The organism is Thioclava sp. F36-6 (assembly GCF_002020305.1).
Taxonomy (GTDB): domain Bacteria; phylum Pseudomonadota; class Alphaproteobacteria; order Rhodobacterales; family Rhodobacteraceae; genus Thioclava; species Thioclava sediminum.
The window spans coordinates 63,233-79,359 of record NZ_MPZX01000004.1; the positions used below are offsets into that span (position 1 = coordinate 63,233).

A 16,127-nucleotide genomic window follows, 5' to 3' on the forward strand; every position below is an offset into this window, starting at 1 on the left:
GAAAGTCATGGGTGGAATAGTGATCGTCGGCGCGGGACAGGCCGCAGCCTCGATGGCCGCGAAACTGCGGGCGCTGAAATATGACGGTGCGATCACCGTGATCGGCGCGGAGCCCATTCAACCCTACCAGCGCCCACCCCTGTCGAAAGCCTATCTGCTGGGCGAAATGGAGCTGGAGCGCCTGACGCTGCGCGCCCCGGACTGGTGGCAGGAGAACGACATCACGCTGCGGCTCGGCACCTCCGTCACCGCGATCGATACCGAGGCGCAGACGGTCACCCTGTCGGATGGCGAGACGCTGGACTATGCCGAACTGGCGCTGTGCACCGGGGCCACGCCGCGCCGTCTACCCGCTGCGATCGGCGGCGATCTCGGCAATGTCTTCACCGTGCGAAACCTCGCGGATGTCGACCGGATGCGGCCCCATTTCACCCCTGGCAAACGGCTCGTGGTGGTCGGCGGCGGCTATATCGGGCTGGAAGCAGCGGCAGTCGCCCGCAAGCTCGGCCTCGAGGTCACGCTGGTCGAGGCCGCCCCGCGCATCCTCGGCCGCGTCGCCTGCGAAGAAACTGCAGACGCGATCCGCGCGCTGCATCGCGGGCGCGGCGTCGAAATCCTCGAAGGGGTCGGCCTGACGCGATTGACCGGCGAGGAGGCCGTCATCGGCGCGATCCTCGAGGACGGGCGCGAATTGCCCGCCGATTTCGTGATCGTCGGCATCGGCATCACCCCCGACGAAGAGGTCGCCCGCGAAGCCGGTATCCATTGCGAAAACGGCATCGCCGCCGACGCGCAGGGCCGCACCTCCGCGCCCCATATCTGGGCGGCGGGCGATTGCGCCTCCTTCCCCGGGGCCGCTGAACGTATCCGCCTCGAATCCGTCGGCAACGCAATCGACATGGGCGAGCTGGTCGCCGAGAACATGCTGGGAGCAGGCCGCGCCTATGCCCCAAAACCGTGGTTCTGGTCCGATCAGTTCGACGCGAAGCTGCAGATCGCCGGGCTCAATGCGGGCTACGATCAGGTCGTCAGCCGCCGCGATGACGGCAGCAGCTTCTGGTATTTCCGCGCAGGCCGCCTGATCGCGGTGGACGCGATCAACGATGCGCGCGCCTATATGGTCGGCAAACGCCTGATCGAAGCGGGCAAACCCGTGACGCCCGAAGCTGTCGAGACCACGGCAGAGCTGAAAGCCCTGATGAAATGAGAATTATCGGAGGCGCGAAACGCGGGCTGAAACTGGCGGATGTGGGTGCGGGCGACATGGACGCGCATCTGCGCCCCACGACCGACCGCGTGCGCGAGTCGATCTTCAACCTGTTGATGAATGGCGGGCATGGCAATCCGGTGCCCGAGGCGCGGGTGCTCGATCTCTTCGCAGGCACCGGCGCGCTCGGGCTGGAAGCTCTGTCGCGCGGCGCGGCCCGCGTGGCTTTCGTCGATGACGGCACGGCCGCCCGCGCGCTTCTGCGCCGCAATATCGAGGCGATGCGCGCGATGGGCGTTACAGATGTCTGGCGGCGCGATGCGACCAATATGGGCCCGAATCGCGGCCCCGGCTACGACCTGATCTTCCTCGACCCGCCCTACGGGATGGGGCTGGGCGAACGCGCCCTCGCCTCCTGTCTCGAGAATGGATGGATCGCTCCGGGCGCGATGATCGTTTGGGAAGAGAACACCCCGCCGATCCTGCCCGCCGCCCTCGAACAGCTCGACCAACGCCGCTATGGCGACACGCTCGTAACCCTTGCCCGGATGCCTGAATGACAAACCACCCGAGGATCCCCCATGCCGTCCTGTTCGATTGCGACGGCGTGCTCGTCGACAGCGAGCCCGCGACCTTCGACCTGATTCAGGAAGAATTCGCCCGCTACGGCGTGCATAAGACGATCTCCGAACTGGAAGAGGCCTTCATCGGCTCCACCATCGAGAATGTCTATCAATGGGGCCGCGCGCACGGGGCCGATCTGCCCGAGGGCTGGGTCGACAGCTATTACGAAGGGCTCTACGCCCGGCTGCGCGAGGGGACCGAGTTGATGCCCGGCATCCCGCGCCTTCTCGCCCGGCTCGATGCGGAGGGAATTCCCTTTGCGGTCGGCTCGAACGGACGGCAGGCGAAGATGGAGGCGACGCTCGGGCAGCACCCGGATATCCGCACGCGGCTCGAAGGACTTCTGTTCTCGGGGCAGGACATGGGACTGCCCAAGCCGAAGCCCGATCTCTACATCCATGCCGCGCGCCATCTGGGCGCTGACCCGAAGGCTTGCGTGGTGATCGAAGATAGCGCCACAGGCGCGCGCGCGGCGAAAAACGCTGGCATGCGCTGCCTCGGCTATTCGCCGAAAGGCGATAACCCGCGGCTCGCGGCGGAAGGGGCGGAACTGTTCACCGACATGGCCCAAGTGCCGCGACTCATCGGCCTCGATCCCTGAACTTCGGCTTGGCGGAAATATCCCGGGGTGAGCCGGGGCCAGCGGCCTTCCAGTGGAAGGACGCCCCGGCGAACGCCCGAAGCGCAAGCGCAGGGCTGGCGCAGCCAGCGGGGGCGGAGCCCCACTAACGACTGAATCTTAGCGCCAGGTCGGGTGGAAGCGTCCCGCCGGCGAGGTGGTGAAGATCTCGCAACCATCGGCGGTCACGCCCACCGAATGCTCGAACTGCGCCGACAACGACTTGTCCCGCGTCACGGCGGTCCAATCGTCGGCCAGAACCTTGGTCTCGGGGCGGCCCAGATTCACCATCGGCTCGATCGTGAAGATCATGCCCTCTTCCAGCATCGCGCCGGATCCTGCGCGCCCGTAATGCAGCACGTTCGGCGGCGCGTGGAACACCTTGCCCACGCCGTGGCCGCAGAAATCGCGCACGACCGACATGCGGTTGCTCTCGACGAATTTCTGGATCGCGTGGCCGATATCGCCAAAGGTGTTGCCGGGCTTCACCTGCTCGATGCCGACCATGAGCGAGTCATGGGTGACCTGGATCAGGCGCTCGGCCTTGCGGCTCAGATTGCCCGCGACATACATCCGCGAGCTGTCTCCGAACCAGCCGTCGAGGATCACGGTCACGTCGATATTGATGATATCGCCGTCCTTCAGCTTCTTGTCGCCCGGGATGCCGTGGCAGACGACATGGTTCACCGAGATGCAGCTCGCGTGCTGATAGCCGCGATACCCGATGGTCGCCGAGGTGGCGCCCAGCTCGCCCACGCGGCGTTCGATGAAGGCGTCGAGTGCTGCGGTCGTGACCCCCGGCTCCACCAGATCGGCGACCTCGTCGAGAATTTGCGCCGTCACCTGCGAGGAGGCGCGCATTCCCGCAAAATCGCTCTGATCGTAGATCCGGATTCCGTCCTTCGTGGTGCGGCCCTGAGTATCGTCCAACGGTCTGCTCCTTAAGGGTTTCGGCCTTTAGATAGTCACAAAAGCGGGGCTTGGCCAGTGCCCGGGCTTTTCGCGCCCCGTTCCGCGCCCTATACCAAGTCGAAAGGAGCCTCACAGATGCCAAATCCCACCGCAGCGATCCTGATCATCGGCGATGAAATCCTCTCGGGGCGCACCCGCGAGGGAAACGCGCATTATCTGGCCGGACAGCTGGTCGAGCGCGGAATCACCTGCCGCGAAATCCGCGTGGTGCCGGACGATAACGAAGTGATCGTGGCCGCGGTGCGAGAGCTCTCGGCAGCCCATGATCACCTTTTTACGAGCGGCGGAATCGGCCCGACCCATGACGACATCACCGCCGATGCGGTGGCCGAGGCGATGGGCGCCAAGCTCGACGTGCGCGAGGATGCCAAGGCGATCCTCGCCGCGCATTACGCAGCCCGGGATACGGAATTCACCTCCGCGCGGCTGCGCATGGCGCGGATCCCCGACGGCGCGGAGCTGATCGAGAACCCGGTCTCTGCCGCGCCGGGCTTCTCGCTGGGCAATGTCCATGTGATGGCTGGCGTGCCGAACATCTTTCAGGCGATGGTCGAGGGGCTGCTGCCGAAACTCACCGGCGGCGCGCCGATGCTCTCGCGCAGCCTGCAGGTCCTGCGCGCGGAATCCTCGGTGGCCGACGATCTGCGCGCGCTGGCGGGTCGCTATCCCGACCTCTCGATCGGCTCCTACCCCTTCGTGCAGGAGGGCCGCTACGGCACCAATCTCGTGCTGCGCGGCACCGATCCCGTTCAGGTCGAGGCGGGCTTCGCCGAGCTGAAGACCGCCTTCCCGGAGGGCACATGATCGACGCCTATGCGATCATCGACGCGACTTGGCCCGCAGCCGAATATCGCCGCGCGGGCGGATTTCTGATCCGCGACGGGCAAGGCGGCGGATCGCGCGTCAGCTGCGCGACGCTGGAAGTGCCGCTCGAACAGGCCGACATTCCGGCCGCCGAAGCCGCGCATCGCGCCTTGGGTCAGCGCCCGCGCTTCATGATCCGCGCGGGCGACGAGGCCTTGGACGCGGTCCTGGAGGCGCGCGGCTACGAATCCTATGACCCGGTGCGGATCTGGTCGGCTCCGATCGCCGCGATACAGGGCGAGGTGCCGCCCGTGACCGCTTTCGCCCATTGGCCGCCGCTGCAGATCGCCCGCGACCTGTGGACCGAGCTCGATGTCGGCCCCGAGCGTCAGGCGATCATGGATCGCGCCGAAGTGCCGAAAACCTGCGTGCTGGGCCGCAAGGACGACCGGGCTGCAGGCGTTGCCTATATCGCTGTCTATGAAGGGGCTGCGATGCTCCATGCGCTCGCGGTCGCGCCGCAATATCGCCGGATGAACCTCGCGCGCGAGATGATCCATGAGGGCGCACGCTGGGCCGCCGAGGCCGGGGCCGAGCGGTTCGAGATGATCACGACATTTGAAAACGATGCCTCGAACGGGCTTGCCAAGAGCTTCGGCATGGAAGTGCGCGCGCAGTATCACTATCGCCGCGCGCCGGAGGCCGCATGACCGGCCGGGCGTCCCTCCTGTTGGCAGGTCTTCTCGCCGCTACCCTGTCCCACGCGGCACAGGCGGCGTCGGATCTGACACTGCCCGCAGGCGCCACGCAATCGGCGCAGGAAACGAGCCCCGCCACCAGCTACCAGTTGGCAGTCGGGCCGTGGCAGGATGGTCAGCTCGAGACGCGCGATTTGGAAGGCGCGCGCTCCGACACCGCCTATCAGCTGCGCGCCAATCAGAACACGACACTGCAAATCCTCGCCCCGCTGCGCGATCAGCTCGAACAGGCGGGCTACGACATCCTCTATGAATGCGACACGCAGGCCTGCGGCGGGTTCGATTTCCGCTACGCGCTCGACCTGCTGTCAGAGCCCGCGATGCATGTCGATCTGGGCGACTTCCGCTATATCGCGGCGCGCAATGGGTCGGATTACTTCGGAATTACCGTGTCGCGCTCGTCCGAGTCGGGCTTCATTCAGGTAACTGAGATGCGGGTGCAGGACGTCACGCCTGCTCAGCCCGACGATCCGCTCGCCCCGCCGCAAACCGCGCCGATTCTGCCGCGCGCCGATGCGCCCGCCGTCGCCCCCTCCGCGCTTGCGCAAACGCTTGAGGCGCAGGGCTCGGTCGCGCTCGACGATCTCGACTTCCCCTCCGGCGCCTCTGCGCTTGGCTCGGGCGATTTCGCCTCGCTGCAGGCACTGGCCGAGTTTCTCAAGGCCAATCCCGATTTTCAGGTGATGCTGGTGGGCCATACCGATGCGGTGGGCTCGCTTGCGGCCAATATCGCGCTGTCGAAGAAACGCGCGCAATCGGCACGGCAGAAGCTGATCGGCGATTACGGGGTGGCGGCGTCGCAAGTCAGCGCCGAGGGGGCGGGTTTCCTCGCCCCGCGCGCAAGCAACCTGACCAAAGAGGGACGCGAGAAAAACAGACGGGTCGAAGCGGTTCTCACCTCGACCCGGAGTTAGCGCCAGCTGGCGGAATGGCCCGGCGCGGGAGGGAGTTCGCTCTCACCAGTTGTCGGGGCCCTTCTCGGCGAAGGTCTTGGCGAGGAAATCTATGAAGGCGCGCACTTTCGGCTGAGTGAAACGGCCCGGCGGATAGATCGCGTAGATGCCCAGCGTCTCCATCGGCAGATCGGGCATCGCCTCTTCCACCAGTCCTTCGCGCATCGCATCGGCGTAAAGGAACGAGGGCAGATACGCGATCCCCAGACCGGCCGTCGCAGCATGCAGCAGCGACTGGCCGTCATTGACCGTCAGCCAGCCCGCCGAGCGAACCTGACGCCGCTCGCCCGAAGGCGCGGTCAGCTTCCAGACATTGCCCGCCGACTGGTTGGAGTAATGCAGCAGCTTGTGGTCGTTGAGATCGTCGATCCGCTCGGGGCGGCCGAATTTCTTGAAGTAATCCGGCGAGGCAATCATCCGGCGCGAAGTCTCGGTCAGCTTGCGCGCGCGCAGGCTCGAATCCTCCAGCTCGCCGACGCGGATCGCCATGTCGAACCCTTCGGAGATGAGTTCGACGTAGCGGTTGTTCAGCACCATATTCACGGTGATTTCGGGAAATTCCTGCAGGAATTCGCCCAGAACGGGCGAGAGAAGATTCACACCGAAATCGGTGGCGACCGAGATGCGCAGCAGCCCCGAGGGCGCCGTCTGCATCGACGTGACCAGCGCATCGGCCTCGCCCGCATCATTGAGAACACGACGCGCGCGATCGTAATAGGCCAGCCCGATTTCCGTCGGCGAAACGCGACGGGTGGTGCGATTCAGAAGACGTGCGCCGAGGCGCGCCTCCAACGCCGAGACGTGTTTCGACACAGCCGATTTGGAGATGCCCATCTTCTTGGCCGCATCGGTGAAGCCCCCTTGGTCCACAACGGTGGCAAAGGCTTCCATTTCAGTCAGGCGATCCATCCCAAACACCCTTCGGCTTGTAATTTCTGTTTCTTATTTCCCGCTTATCGGCACGAAATCGGGCGCAATTTAGACTTCGCGGCGACAATACGAGGGTAACAATCGGAGAGAATCCCGCAGGTTGGTGATCCCTGCGAAACGGTGGCGCTTTCGCTCTGACGCCGCGTTTGACGTGACAAGCTTGGCCTCGCGCCGCAGAGTGCGGGCCAAATCAGGGAGGGTTACATGAGCCAATATCCGCATATCTTCACGCCGCTCGATCTGGGCCATGTGACGCTGCCGAACCGCGTGCTGATGGGCTCGATGCACACCAATCTCGAAGAGCGCGGCGACTGGAATGCGGTGGCCGAGTTCTATGCCGAGCGCGCGCGCGGCGGTGTCGCGCTGATGGTGACCGGCGGCATGGCCCCCAATAATGAAGGCGGCGTGTTCCCCGGCGCGGCGGGCCTGTTCACCCCCGAGGACATCGCGCATCACAAGATCATCACCGACCGCGTCCACGAAGCGGGCGGTCGGATCGCGATGCAAATCCTGCACGCCGGGCGCTACGCCTATGGCCCCGATTGCGTGGCCCCCTCGGCCATCAAATCCCCGATCTCCCCCTTCCTGCCGAAAGAGCTCGACGAAGCCGGGATCGAGAAGCAGATCGCCGACATTGCCACCGCCGCCGCGCGCGCCCGCGAGGCGGGGTATGACGGCGTCGAGGTGATGGGCTCCGAGGGCTATTTCCTCAACCAGTTCCTCGTGCGCCACACCAACAAGCGCGAAGACGCCTGGGGCGGCTCGTTCGAGAACCGGATGCGCCTGCCCGTCGAAGTGGTCAAGCGCGTGCGCGAAGCGGTCGGCCCCGATTTCATCGTGATTTTCCGCATCTCGCTGATCGACCTGATCCCCGACGGCTCGACCTGGGACGAGGTCGTCACGCTCGCCAAGGCCGTCGAGGCGGCGGGCGCCACGATGCTCAACACCGGCATCGGCTGGCACGAGGCGCGGGTGCCGACCATCGTGACGTCGGTGCCGCGCGCGGCCTTCACTTGGCTCACCGGACGGCTCAAGCCCGAGGTCTCGATCCCGGTCATCACGTCCAATCGGATCAACGCGCCTGAAGTCGCCGAAGAGGTGCTGGGCGAAGGCTGCGCCGACATGGTTTCGATGGCGCGTCCCTTCCTCGCCGATGCGGATTTCGTGGTGAAGGCGAAAGAGGGCCGCGCCGCCGAGATCGCGCCCTGCATCGCCTGCAACCAGGCCTGTCTGGATCATACCTTCCAAGGCAAGGTCTCGAGCTGTCTCGTGAATCCGCGCGCCGCCCATGAGACCGAGATCGTCATCACCAAGACCGACGCGCCGAAATCCATCGCCGTCGTCGGCGCGGGCCCGGCGGGCCTGTCTGCCGCGATCACCGCGGCCGAGCGCGGCCACGCGGTGACCCTGTTCGATCGAGCCTCGGAACTCGGCGGGCAGCTGACCATGGCACGCGCGATCCCCGGCAAAGAGGAATTCCACGGGCTCACCGACTGGTTCAAGACCATGGTCGAAAAGACCGGCGTGACGGTGAAGCTGGAAACCGACGCCACGCCCGAATTGCTCGCCCCCTTCGACGAGATCATCATCGCGACCGGCGTGCAGCCGCGCGACCCGGAAATCCCGACCGAGGGCGGGCAGGTCGTGAGTTACATCGACATCCTGAAGGGCCGCGTCACCGCCGGCAAACGTGTCGCGGTGATCGGCGCGGGCGGCATCGGTTTCGATGTGGCCGAATTCCTGACGGTGACCGAAAGCCCGACGCTGGATCTGGAAGACTGGAAGCGCGAATGGGGCGTCGGCGATCCGGCGCAGACGCCGGGCGGGTTGACCAAGCCCGAGCCCGAAGCCCCTGCCCGCGAAGTGACGCTGTTGCAGCGCAAGAAGGAAAAACTCGGCCGCCGCCTCGGCAAGACCACGGGCTGGGTTCACCGCGCGGCGCTGCATATGAAGGACGTGAAAATGATCGGCGGCGTGAATTACGAGAAGATCACTGCCGAGGGGCTGCATGTCACGTTCGGAGAGGCGCGCGAGAACCCGACGCTGATCGAGGCCGATACGGTCGTGCTCTGCGCGGGCCAACTCTCGGACCGCTCGCTGGCCGATGCGCTGATCGCGGCGGGCCGCACCCCGCATGTGATCGGCGGCGCGGATGTGGCAGCGGAACTCGACGCGAAACGCGCCATCGATCAGGGCACCCGGCTCGCCGCAGCGCTCTGATCACCTCTTCGGCTTGGAAGAAATATCCCGGGGGGCTCGCATCGCGAGCGGGGGCAGCGCCCCCTCATCTTCCTCAGCTGGATCGCCACGCCCCGCCATCTGCGCCGAAGCGCATCGCCAGATCGGCGACCAGTGCCATATCGACCGTATCCAGCGGCCCCTCATGGCGCGGACGGAAGCGCAGGCGGAAAGCGGGCAGGATCGTCGCGAGCGGCGCTTCCGGGTAGCCGAGGCTGGAGGCCAGCGCGAGGAAACTCTCGGGATCGACCGCAGGCGCAGCAGTGCCGCGTTCAGGCCAGATCGCCAGGCCCTGCCGCGCGAGGCGCTGCCAATCGAAACGCGGCCCGGGATCGATCTTGCGCTCGGGCGCGAAATCCGAGTGGCCGATGACGTTTTCCGGCGCGATTGCCCAGCGGCGCATGATCTGCGGCAGAAGCGCCTCGAGCGACGCCATCAGCGGCTCTGGGAACGGGCGATCGCCTTCATTGTCCAACTCGATCCCGATGGAGCGCGAATTCACATCGCCCAGCCCCTGCCAGCTTCCCAAGCCCGCGTGCCAGGCGCGCATCTCCTCAGGCACGAGCTGCTCGACCGAGCCATCGCGACCGATCAGCCAATGCGCGGAGACCTCCGCCTCGGGCAGGCACAGGCGCGTGCGCGCGGCCTCGCAGGACCACATCGCGGTGTAGTGGATGACGATAAGTTCCGGCACCGCCCCATCGCGGCGCGGGCCGTAATTGGGCGAGGGCCAGTCGGCGCTCACTGACGCGCTTGCTGGAACGGCGTCGGATCCCAACCGCAGGCGAAACCGTCGCCATCGGGATCGAGGTTCAGCCGGTCTTTCTGCGGGCCGCCTGCCGAGAGGAAGGCGCGCTGCGCCTGATCGGCGGACGTGTATTTTGCGCAAGCCTTGCTCGCGGAGGTCAACTTGATGCCCGACCGCTTGTAGACGGAATCACCCGGCCGGTTCGATACGGAGAGCGCATAGGCGGCGAGGTTCGGCCCCGAGCTGTCCTGATTGCTGATCGTGTTCTGCGCGACGGGCGCGGTGGCGAGGCTGCTCGACGCGGTGGTGTCGAAACCCGGCGAGCTGGCCGTGGTGCTTGACCCGGCGGTGCTGTTCGACGCGTCGGTCTGCTGCAGTGCTGCCATCGCATCGGCCCCGATCGCAGCGCCGCTATTGTCGCCGCCATTCGAGCTGGAGGCCGAGGTCGACGGGTCGTTGCCGATGGTGCCGCCCGCGTCGATGGTCGGTGCGGAGAGCGCATTGGTCGTGCCGGGCGTCGCCGTGCCGGTCGCATTCAGCGGCGCGCCGGGCGCGTCGGGATTCGTCGTGCCGTTGTCGGTCGGCAGGACGCTCTGCGCCGAAGGCGGCACGATGGGCTGGCCGCGCAGTTCGGCCTCGCGACGGGCTTCGGGGCCACTGTCGGGAATCGAAGAGATACAGCCCGAGAGGGCCAGAACGCCGCCGAGGATCGCGAGTGCCTGTTTCATGTTACCACCATTTCTCCGGTTTGGCCGAGAAGCCTGCGGCCTGTTCGAGGACATGGGCGTGATTCAGCAGATCGCCCTCTTCCCAGGGCCGCCCGATGAGTTGCAGCCCCAGCGGAAGCCCTTTGCTGTCCAGTCCGCACGGCACCGAAACGCCGGGAAGACCCGCAAGGTTCACCGTCACGGTGAACACATCCTGCATATACATCTCGACCGGATCGGCGCCGTCCATCTCGCCCAGACCGAAAGCGGCCGACGGGGTGGCGGGCGTCAGGATCGAGTCGATGCCCTGCGCGAAAACTTCTTCGAAGTCGCGCTTGATCAACGCGCGGACCTTGCGGGCGCGGTTGTAATAGGCGTCGTAGAAGCCTGCCGACAGCACATAGGTGCCGATCATCACGCGACGCTGGACCTCGGGGCCGAAGCCTTCGGCGCGGGTCTTCTCGTACATGTCGACGATGCCCTCGCCCGCCGCGAGCTTGGCGCGGTGGCCGTAGCGCACGCCATCATAGCGCGCGAGGTTCGACGAGGCTTCCGCCGGGGCCACGACGTAATAAGCGGGCAGTGCGTATTTCGTATGCGGCAGCGAGATATCGACGATCTCGGCTCCCGCATCTTTCATCATCGCGATGCCGTCATCCCAGAGCTTCTGGATCTCGGCGGGCATGCCTTCGATGCGGTATTCCTTCGGGATACCGATTTTCTTGCCGCGAATGTCGCCGGTCAGCGCCGCCTCGAAATCCGGGACCGGAATATCGGCGGAGGTCGAATCCTTCGGATCGTGCGAGCACATCGTGCCCAGCATGATCGCCGCGTCGCGCACCGATTTGGTCATCGGGCCCGCCTGATCGAGCGAGGAGGCAAAGGCCACCACACCCCAGCGCGAGACCCGGCCATAGGTCGGCTTGATGCCGACGATGCCGGTGAAGGCGGCGGGCTGGCGGATCGAGCCGCCGGTATCGGTGCCGGTCGCGGCAAGGCACAGATCGGCAGCCACGGCGGCAGCGGATCCGCCCGAGGAGCCGCCCGGGGTCAGTTGCCGGTCGTCGATCTTCCACGGGTTCACGGCGGGACCGTAGCAAGCGGTCTCGTTCGACGAGCCCATCGCGAATTCATCCATCGACAGCTTGCCGAGCATCACCGCGCCCGCATCCCACAGGTTCTGCGTGACGGTGGATTCGTATTCCGGCTTGAACCCGTCGAGGATGTTCGACGCGGCCTGCGTCGCTACGCCCTTGGTCGCGAAAAGATCCTTGATGCCCAGCGGGATACCGCACATCGCGGGCGCGTCGCCCGACTTGATGCGGGCATCGGCGGCCTTGGCCTGCTCCCGCGCGATCTCGGGGGTCTTGTGCACGTAAGCATTCAGCGCGCCTGCGCCCTCGATCTCGTTCAGGCAGGACTCGGTCAGTTCGACCGCGGTCACATCGCCCTTTTTCAACGCGTCGCGCGCGTCGGCAATCGTCAGTTTGTTCAGGCTCATTCGACCACCTTCGGCACGGCAAAGAAGCCCTCACGGGCATCGGGGGCGTTCTTGAGGATTTTCTCGGGATAACCGCCATCGGTCACCTCGTCGACGCGGCGCTTGAGGCGCATCGGCGTCACTGAGGTCATCGGCTCGACGCCCTCGACGTCGACCTCGTTGAGCTGCTCCATGAAGGTCAGGATGCTGGAAAGCTCCTGCGCGAGCTCGGGCAGATGGTCTTCGGGCACCCGGATCCGGGCCAGATGCGCCACTTTGCGGGCGGTGTCGATATCAATGGACATGTGCTTCTCCGCTTGTCTTGGAAGGCGGTTTAGCCCGAGCCACTGGGGCTTTCAAGCGCCGCGCCCCGCATCAGCGGGCCCCTGCCCTGTCACACGCGAATTTGCGCGCTAATCTTGGAACCTGCACAGTGCTGATACGTCACCCTGTCACAATCGAAGTGCCTAACGGAGGAAACCCATATGAAAGTCATTTGGCTCGGCCATTCCGGCTTCCGCATCGAAACCGGCGATGCGGTGATCCTGCTCGACCCGTTCCTGACCGGCTCGCCGGTCTTTCCGGACGATAAGCGCAGCGAAGCGATCGAAGGCGCGACGCATCTTCTGCTGACCCATGGCCATGGCGATCACGCCTCCGATGCGGTGCCGATCGCGAAGGAACTGGGCATTCCGATCTACTGCATTCACGAATTGTCGATCATCCTTGGCGCCGAGGGGGTCGAAACCGTCGGCTTCGGCAAAGGCGGCACGGTCGATTTGGGCGGCGCGAAGGTTACGATGGTCAACGCGACCCATTCGGCCTCGATCGACTACAAGGGCGGCGACCCGGTCTATGCAGGCCAGCCCGCGGGCTTCATGATCGCGGTCGAAGGCCACACGGTCTATGTCAGCGGCGACACCGATATCATGGCCGACATGGATTGGATGGGCGAGCTGCATAATCCCGATATCGGCATCCTCGCAGCGGGCGGCCATTTCACGATGGACATGAAGCGCGCGGCCTGGGCGTCGAAGAAGTATTTCAACTTCAAGACCGTCATCCCCTGCCACTACAAGACCTTCGATGCGCTGGAGCAATCGGCCCAGCCGCTCATCGACGGCTTGCCGGGGGTGGATGTCATCGAACCCGAGATACTCAAAGCGATCGAGCTCTAAGCTGAAGCGCGCCGGGTCGCGGGCGGCATTGCTTGCAGCTTGCAGCCCGGCGCGCTAGCTTCTCGCCCGGATCGGGAGGCCGAATAGATGTCAGACTTATTGTCCTTCAAGGAGATGTGCGAGCGGTTCGACGTGACCCCGCGCACGCTGCGCTATTACGAGTATATCGAGCTTCTCAATCCCCAGAAGGAAGGGCGTTCGCGCTATTACGGTCCGCGCGAGGTCGCGCGGATGACGTTGATCCTGCGCGGTCGCCGATTTGGCTTCTCGCTCGAGGAACTGCGCCAGTGGCTGATGATCTACGATCAGCAAGGCACGGAAGAGCAGAACCGCGTCTGGGTCGAACTTGCCGATCGGCAGCTTGACGTATTGACGCAGCAGCGTGAAGAATTGGACGCGGCTATCGACGACCTCCGACAATTGCGTGATCAGGTTCGGGACACACTTGATTCTTGACCCTGAAATGCATTCCTTAACGTCAGCGAGGTCGTGAGAGCGCCTTGTGAGCTTGACGATTATGGCGAGTTTCGAGGAAAGAAACTTGCTTTACCGTACGGTAAAAATTCCCTGACATTACGTCATTGGATTCGTGACGCCACGTTACGGTGACGCGAACGTAAAGAAGTCTTGTAATGTGGCCGCAGGCAGACGATTTGCCGCGTCGCATTACGCAAAGGAAACGCGAGGCAGAGAGTATGACCGACACAGTAATGACGATCCGCGAGATGTGCGACGCCTTCGAGGTGACCCCGCGCACCCTGCGGTTCTACGAAAGCAAGGAGTTGCTGTTTCCCATTCGCGAGGGACAGAAGCGGCTGTTTACGCGACGCGATCGCGCCCGGCTGAAACTGATCCTGCGCGGCAAACGTTTCGGGTTTTCGCTGGAGGATATCCGCCAGCTGCTGGACCTCTACGAGATGGGCGACAAGCAGAAGACGCAGCTGAACGAGACGATCAAGCTCGCACAGCAACGTCTGGAGGAAATGACGCGCCAACGCGAGGAACTGGGTCAGGCGATCGACGAACTGGCCGGTCAGATCGAGTGGGCGGAGAAGGAACTGGAGAAGGCGCGCCACGACGACGCGGCCTGATCCGCGAAGACGACTAAAGGGAGCGAACCATGTCGAGCTTTATCGCCAACACCAAGGACATGCAGTTTGTGCTGCATGAGCTGCTCAAAGTCTCGAATTCGGATGTGCCGGGTTACGAGGAAATGGACCGCGACTTCACCGAGGCCGTTCTGGATGCGGCCGGGAAGGTCTCGTCCGAGGTGCTGGCCCCGCTGAACGAGGTGGGCGACAAGGAAGGCTGCGTGCTCGAAAACGGCGTGGTCCGCACGCCGAAAGGGTTCGACAAGGCGTTCGAGGCGATGAAAGAGGGCGGCTGGACCGCGCTCGATTGCGATCCCGAGTTCGGCGGTCAGGGCATGCCCTACCTGCTCAACTGCGCGGTGGGCGAGATGTTCGTCTCGGCCAACATGGCCTTCAACATGTATCAGGGCCTGACCCACGGCGCCTATTCGGCGATCCACACGCACGGCACGGACGAGCAGAAGCAGACCTATCTGCCGAAGATGGTCACCTGCGACTGGACCGGCACGATGAACCTGACGGAGCCCCATTGCGGCACCGATCTGGGTCTCATGCGCACCAAGGCCGAGCCGCAGGACGATGGCTCCTACGCGATCACCGGCACGAAGATCTTCATCTCGGCGGGCGATCACGACCTGTCGGATAACGTGATTCACCTCGTGCTGGCGAAAGCGCCGGGCGGTGGCGAAGGCACCAAGGGCGTGTCGCTCTTCATCGTGCCGAAATTCCTCGTCAACGAGGACGGCTCGCTGGGCGAGCGCAACTCGCTCTCGGTCGGCAAGCTCGAAGAGAAGATGGGCATCCACGGCAACGCGACCTGCGTCATGAACTATGACGGCGCGAAGGGCTGGCTGCTGGGCGATCTCCACAAGGGGATGCGCGCGATGTTCACGATGATGAACGAAGCGCGTCTCGGCGTGGGCCTGCAAGGCTATGCCGTGGCCGAAGCCGCCTATCAGGAAGCCGTGGCTTACGCCAAGGACCGCACGCAGGGTCGCGACGTGACCGGCGTGAAAGCGCCCGAGAAAGCCGCCGATCCGATCATCGTGCACCCGGACGTGCGCCGGATGCTGATGGATCAGAAGAGCTTCGTCGAGGGCGCGCGCGCCTTCACCTTCTGGGGCGCGCATCTGATCGACCGCTCCCATGCGCTCAACGACGCCGAGGCCGAAGGTCTGATCTCGCTGATGACCCCGGTCATCAAGGGCTTCCTGACCGACAAGGGCTTCGAGACCGCCGTCTCCGCGCAGCAGGTCTTCGGTGGCCACGGCTATACCGAGGACTGGCCGATGTCGCAGCATGTGCGCGACGCGCGCATCGCGATGATCTACGAAGGCGCGAACGGCATTCAGGCGCTCGACCTGGTGGGCCGCAAGCTCGCTCAGGACGGCGGCAAGCACGTCATGGCCTTCTTCGAGATGGTCAAAGCCGAGTGCAAATCGCATGACGATGACGAGCGGATGAAGCCCTTCACCGACGCGCTGAAAAATGCCTCCAAGCAGCTTCAGACGGCGGGCATGTTCTTCATGCAAAACGGCATGAAGAACCCGAACGCGGCGCTCTCGGGCAGCTATGACTTCATGCATCTGATGGGACATGTCTGCCTCGGCCTGATGTGGACGCGGATGGCGAAAGCCGCCTTCACCGCGCTCGACAACGGCGCCTCGGACACCGCGTTCTACGAAGGCAAGATCGCGACGGGTCGCTACTACATGGCGCGTCAGCTTCCGGCCTGCGCGATGCACCTCGCACGGATCGAGACCGGCGCGGACCCGGTCATGGCGCTCGCCGACGACCAGTTCTAAGGCGACCGGATCC

At 64.8% G+C, this 16,127-nt stretch carries 17 protein-coding genes; 11 read left to right on the forward strand and 6 right to left on the reverse strand.

The annotated features are described in order from the left end of the window. Positions 1 to 7: 7 nt before the first annotated feature. Genes BMI88_RS17465 through BMI88_RS17475 form a run of 3 tightly spaced genes read left to right on the forward strand, consistent with a single transcriptional unit; the run spans position 8 to position 2,432 of the window. Positions 8 to 1,207, forward strand: coding sequence for an FAD-dependent oxidoreductase (locus tag BMI88_RS17465; RefSeq protein ID WP_078550841.1), 1,200 nt, complete (start codon positions 8 to 10; stop codon positions 1,205 to 1,207). Next, positions 1,204 to 1,767 carry a 16S rRNA (guanine(966)-N(2))-methyltransferase RsmD gene (gene rsmD, locus BMI88_RS17470; protein ID WP_078550842.1) on the forward strand — a complete coding sequence of 188 codons (564 nt, stop codon included), beginning with the start codon at positions 1,204 to 1,206 and terminating at the stop codon, positions 1,765 to 1,767. The genes BMI88_RS17465 and rsmD overlap by 4 nt, the downstream gene beginning before the upstream one ends. After that, on the forward strand, positions 1,764 to 2,432 hold the full coding sequence (locus BMI88_RS17475; protein ID WP_078550843.1) for an HAD family phosphatase: 669 nt from the start codon (positions 1,764 to 1,766) through the stop codon (positions 2,430 to 2,432). The genes rsmD and BMI88_RS17475 overlap by 4 nt, the downstream gene beginning before the upstream one ends. A gap of 138 nt (positions 2,433 to 2,570) precedes the next feature. Here the strand turns inward: BMI88_RS17475 and map are convergent, their stop codons facing one another. Then, a complete protein-coding gene (map, locus tag BMI88_RS17480) occupies positions 2,571 to 3,380 on the reverse strand; it encodes a type I methionyl aminopeptidase (protein ID WP_078550844.1) in 810 nt (269 codons plus the stop codon). 117 nt (positions 3,381 to 3,497) lie between these two features. Here map and BMI88_RS17485 point away from each other — a divergent pair, with 117 nt between their 5' ends. The 3 genes from BMI88_RS17485 to BMI88_RS17495 are packed head-to-tail and all read left to right on the forward strand — an operon-like array spanning position 3,498 to position 5,898. Continuing rightward, the gene (locus BMI88_RS17485) at positions 3,498 to 4,226 is read left to right on the forward strand and encodes a molybdopterin-binding protein (protein ID WP_078550845.1); all 729 of its coding nucleotides are present in this window, start codon (positions 3,498 to 3,500) and stop codon (positions 4,224 to 4,226) included. Then, positions 4,223 to 4,936: a GNAT family N-acetyltransferase gene (locus tag BMI88_RS17490; protein WP_078550846.1), complete on the forward strand. Its 714-nt coding sequence runs from the start codon at positions 4,223 to 4,225 to the stop codon at positions 4,934 to 4,936. The genes BMI88_RS17485 and BMI88_RS17490 overlap by 4 nt, the downstream gene beginning before the upstream one ends. Next, positions 4,933 to 5,898, forward strand: a complete 966-nt coding sequence (locus BMI88_RS17495) for an OmpA family protein (protein ID WP_078550847.1) — start codon at positions 4,933 to 4,935, stop codon at positions 5,896 to 5,898. Before BMI88_RS17490 ends, BMI88_RS17495 begins: the two co-directional genes overlap by 4 nt. 42 nt (positions 5,899 to 5,940) lie before the next feature. On the opposite strand, the gene BMI88_RS17500 is transcribed toward BMI88_RS17495, so the two are convergent. Continuing rightward, positions 5,941 to 6,846, reverse strand: a complete 906-nt coding sequence (locus BMI88_RS17500) for a LysR family transcriptional regulator (RefSeq protein WP_078550848.1) — start codon at positions 6,844 to 6,846, stop codon at positions 5,941 to 5,943. Positions 6,847 to 7,071: 225 nt separating this feature from the next. Here BMI88_RS17500 and BMI88_RS17505 point away from each other — a divergent pair, with 225 nt between their 5' ends. Beyond that, positions 7,072 to 9,087: an NADPH-dependent 2,4-dienoyl-CoA reductase gene (locus BMI88_RS17505; protein ID WP_078550849.1), complete on the forward strand. Its 2,016-nt coding sequence runs from the start codon at positions 7,072 to 7,074 to the stop codon at positions 9,085 to 9,087. Positions 9,088 to 9,160: 73 nt separating this feature from the next. Here BMI88_RS17505 and BMI88_RS17510 read toward each other — a convergent pair whose 3' ends face one another. The 4 genes from BMI88_RS17510 to gatC are packed head-to-tail and all read right to left on the reverse strand — an operon-like array spanning position 9,161 to position 12,345. Beyond that, positions 9,161 to 9,850: an N-acetylmuramoyl-L-alanine amidase gene (locus BMI88_RS17510; RefSeq protein ID WP_246831923.1), complete on the reverse strand. Its 690-nt coding sequence runs from the start codon at positions 9,848 to 9,850 to the stop codon at positions 9,161 to 9,163. After that, positions 9,847 to 10,581 carry a hypothetical protein gene (locus BMI88_RS17515; protein WP_078550851.1) on the reverse strand — a complete coding sequence of 245 codons (735 nt, stop codon included), beginning with the start codon at positions 10,579 to 10,581 and terminating at the stop codon, positions 9,847 to 9,849. Before BMI88_RS17515 ends, BMI88_RS17510 begins: the two co-directional genes overlap by 4 nt. Position 10,582: 1 nt before the next feature. Then, complete coding sequence (gene gatA / locus BMI88_RS17520; protein ID WP_078550852.1) at positions 10,583 to 12,061, reverse strand: Asp-tRNA(Asn)/Glu-tRNA(Gln) amidotransferase subunit GatA; 1,479 nt, start codon at positions 12,059 to 12,061, stop codon at positions 10,583 to 10,585. Further along, a complete protein-coding gene (gatC, locus tag BMI88_RS17525) occupies positions 12,058 to 12,345 on the reverse strand; it encodes an Asp-tRNA(Asn)/Glu-tRNA(Gln) amidotransferase subunit GatC (protein ID WP_075775378.1) in 288 nt (95 codons plus the stop codon). Before gatC ends, gatA begins: the two co-directional genes overlap by 4 nt. A gap of 180 nt (positions 12,346 to 12,525) precedes the next feature. Between gatC and BMI88_RS17530 the strand changes: the two genes are divergently transcribed. The 4 genes from BMI88_RS17530 to BMI88_RS17545 all read left to right on the forward strand — a co-directional run bounded on the left by BMI88_RS17530 (position 12,526) and on the right by BMI88_RS17545 (position 16,114). After that, positions 12,526 to 13,218, forward strand: coding sequence for a metal-dependent hydrolase (locus BMI88_RS17530; protein WP_078550853.1), 693 nt, complete (start codon positions 12,526 to 12,528; stop codon positions 13,216 to 13,218). A gap of 87 nt (positions 13,219 to 13,305) precedes the next feature. Beyond that, complete coding sequence (locus BMI88_RS17535) at positions 13,306 to 13,674, forward strand: MerR family DNA-binding transcriptional regulator (RefSeq protein ID WP_078522329.1); 369 nt, start codon at positions 13,306 to 13,308, stop codon at positions 13,672 to 13,674. Positions 13,675 to 13,913: 239 nt separating this feature from the next. Beyond that, positions 13,914 to 14,309: a MerR family DNA-binding transcriptional regulator gene (locus BMI88_RS17540; protein ID WP_078522328.1), complete on the forward strand. Its 396-nt coding sequence runs from the start codon at positions 13,914 to 13,916 to the stop codon at positions 14,307 to 14,309. A 29-nt stretch (positions 14,310 to 14,338) separates the two neighbouring features. Beyond that, a complete protein-coding gene (locus BMI88_RS17545) occupies positions 14,339 to 16,114 on the forward strand; it encodes an acyl-CoA dehydrogenase C-terminal domain-containing protein (RefSeq protein WP_078550854.1) in 1,776 nt (591 codons plus the stop codon). Positions 16,115 to 16,127: the final 13 nt, after the last annotated feature.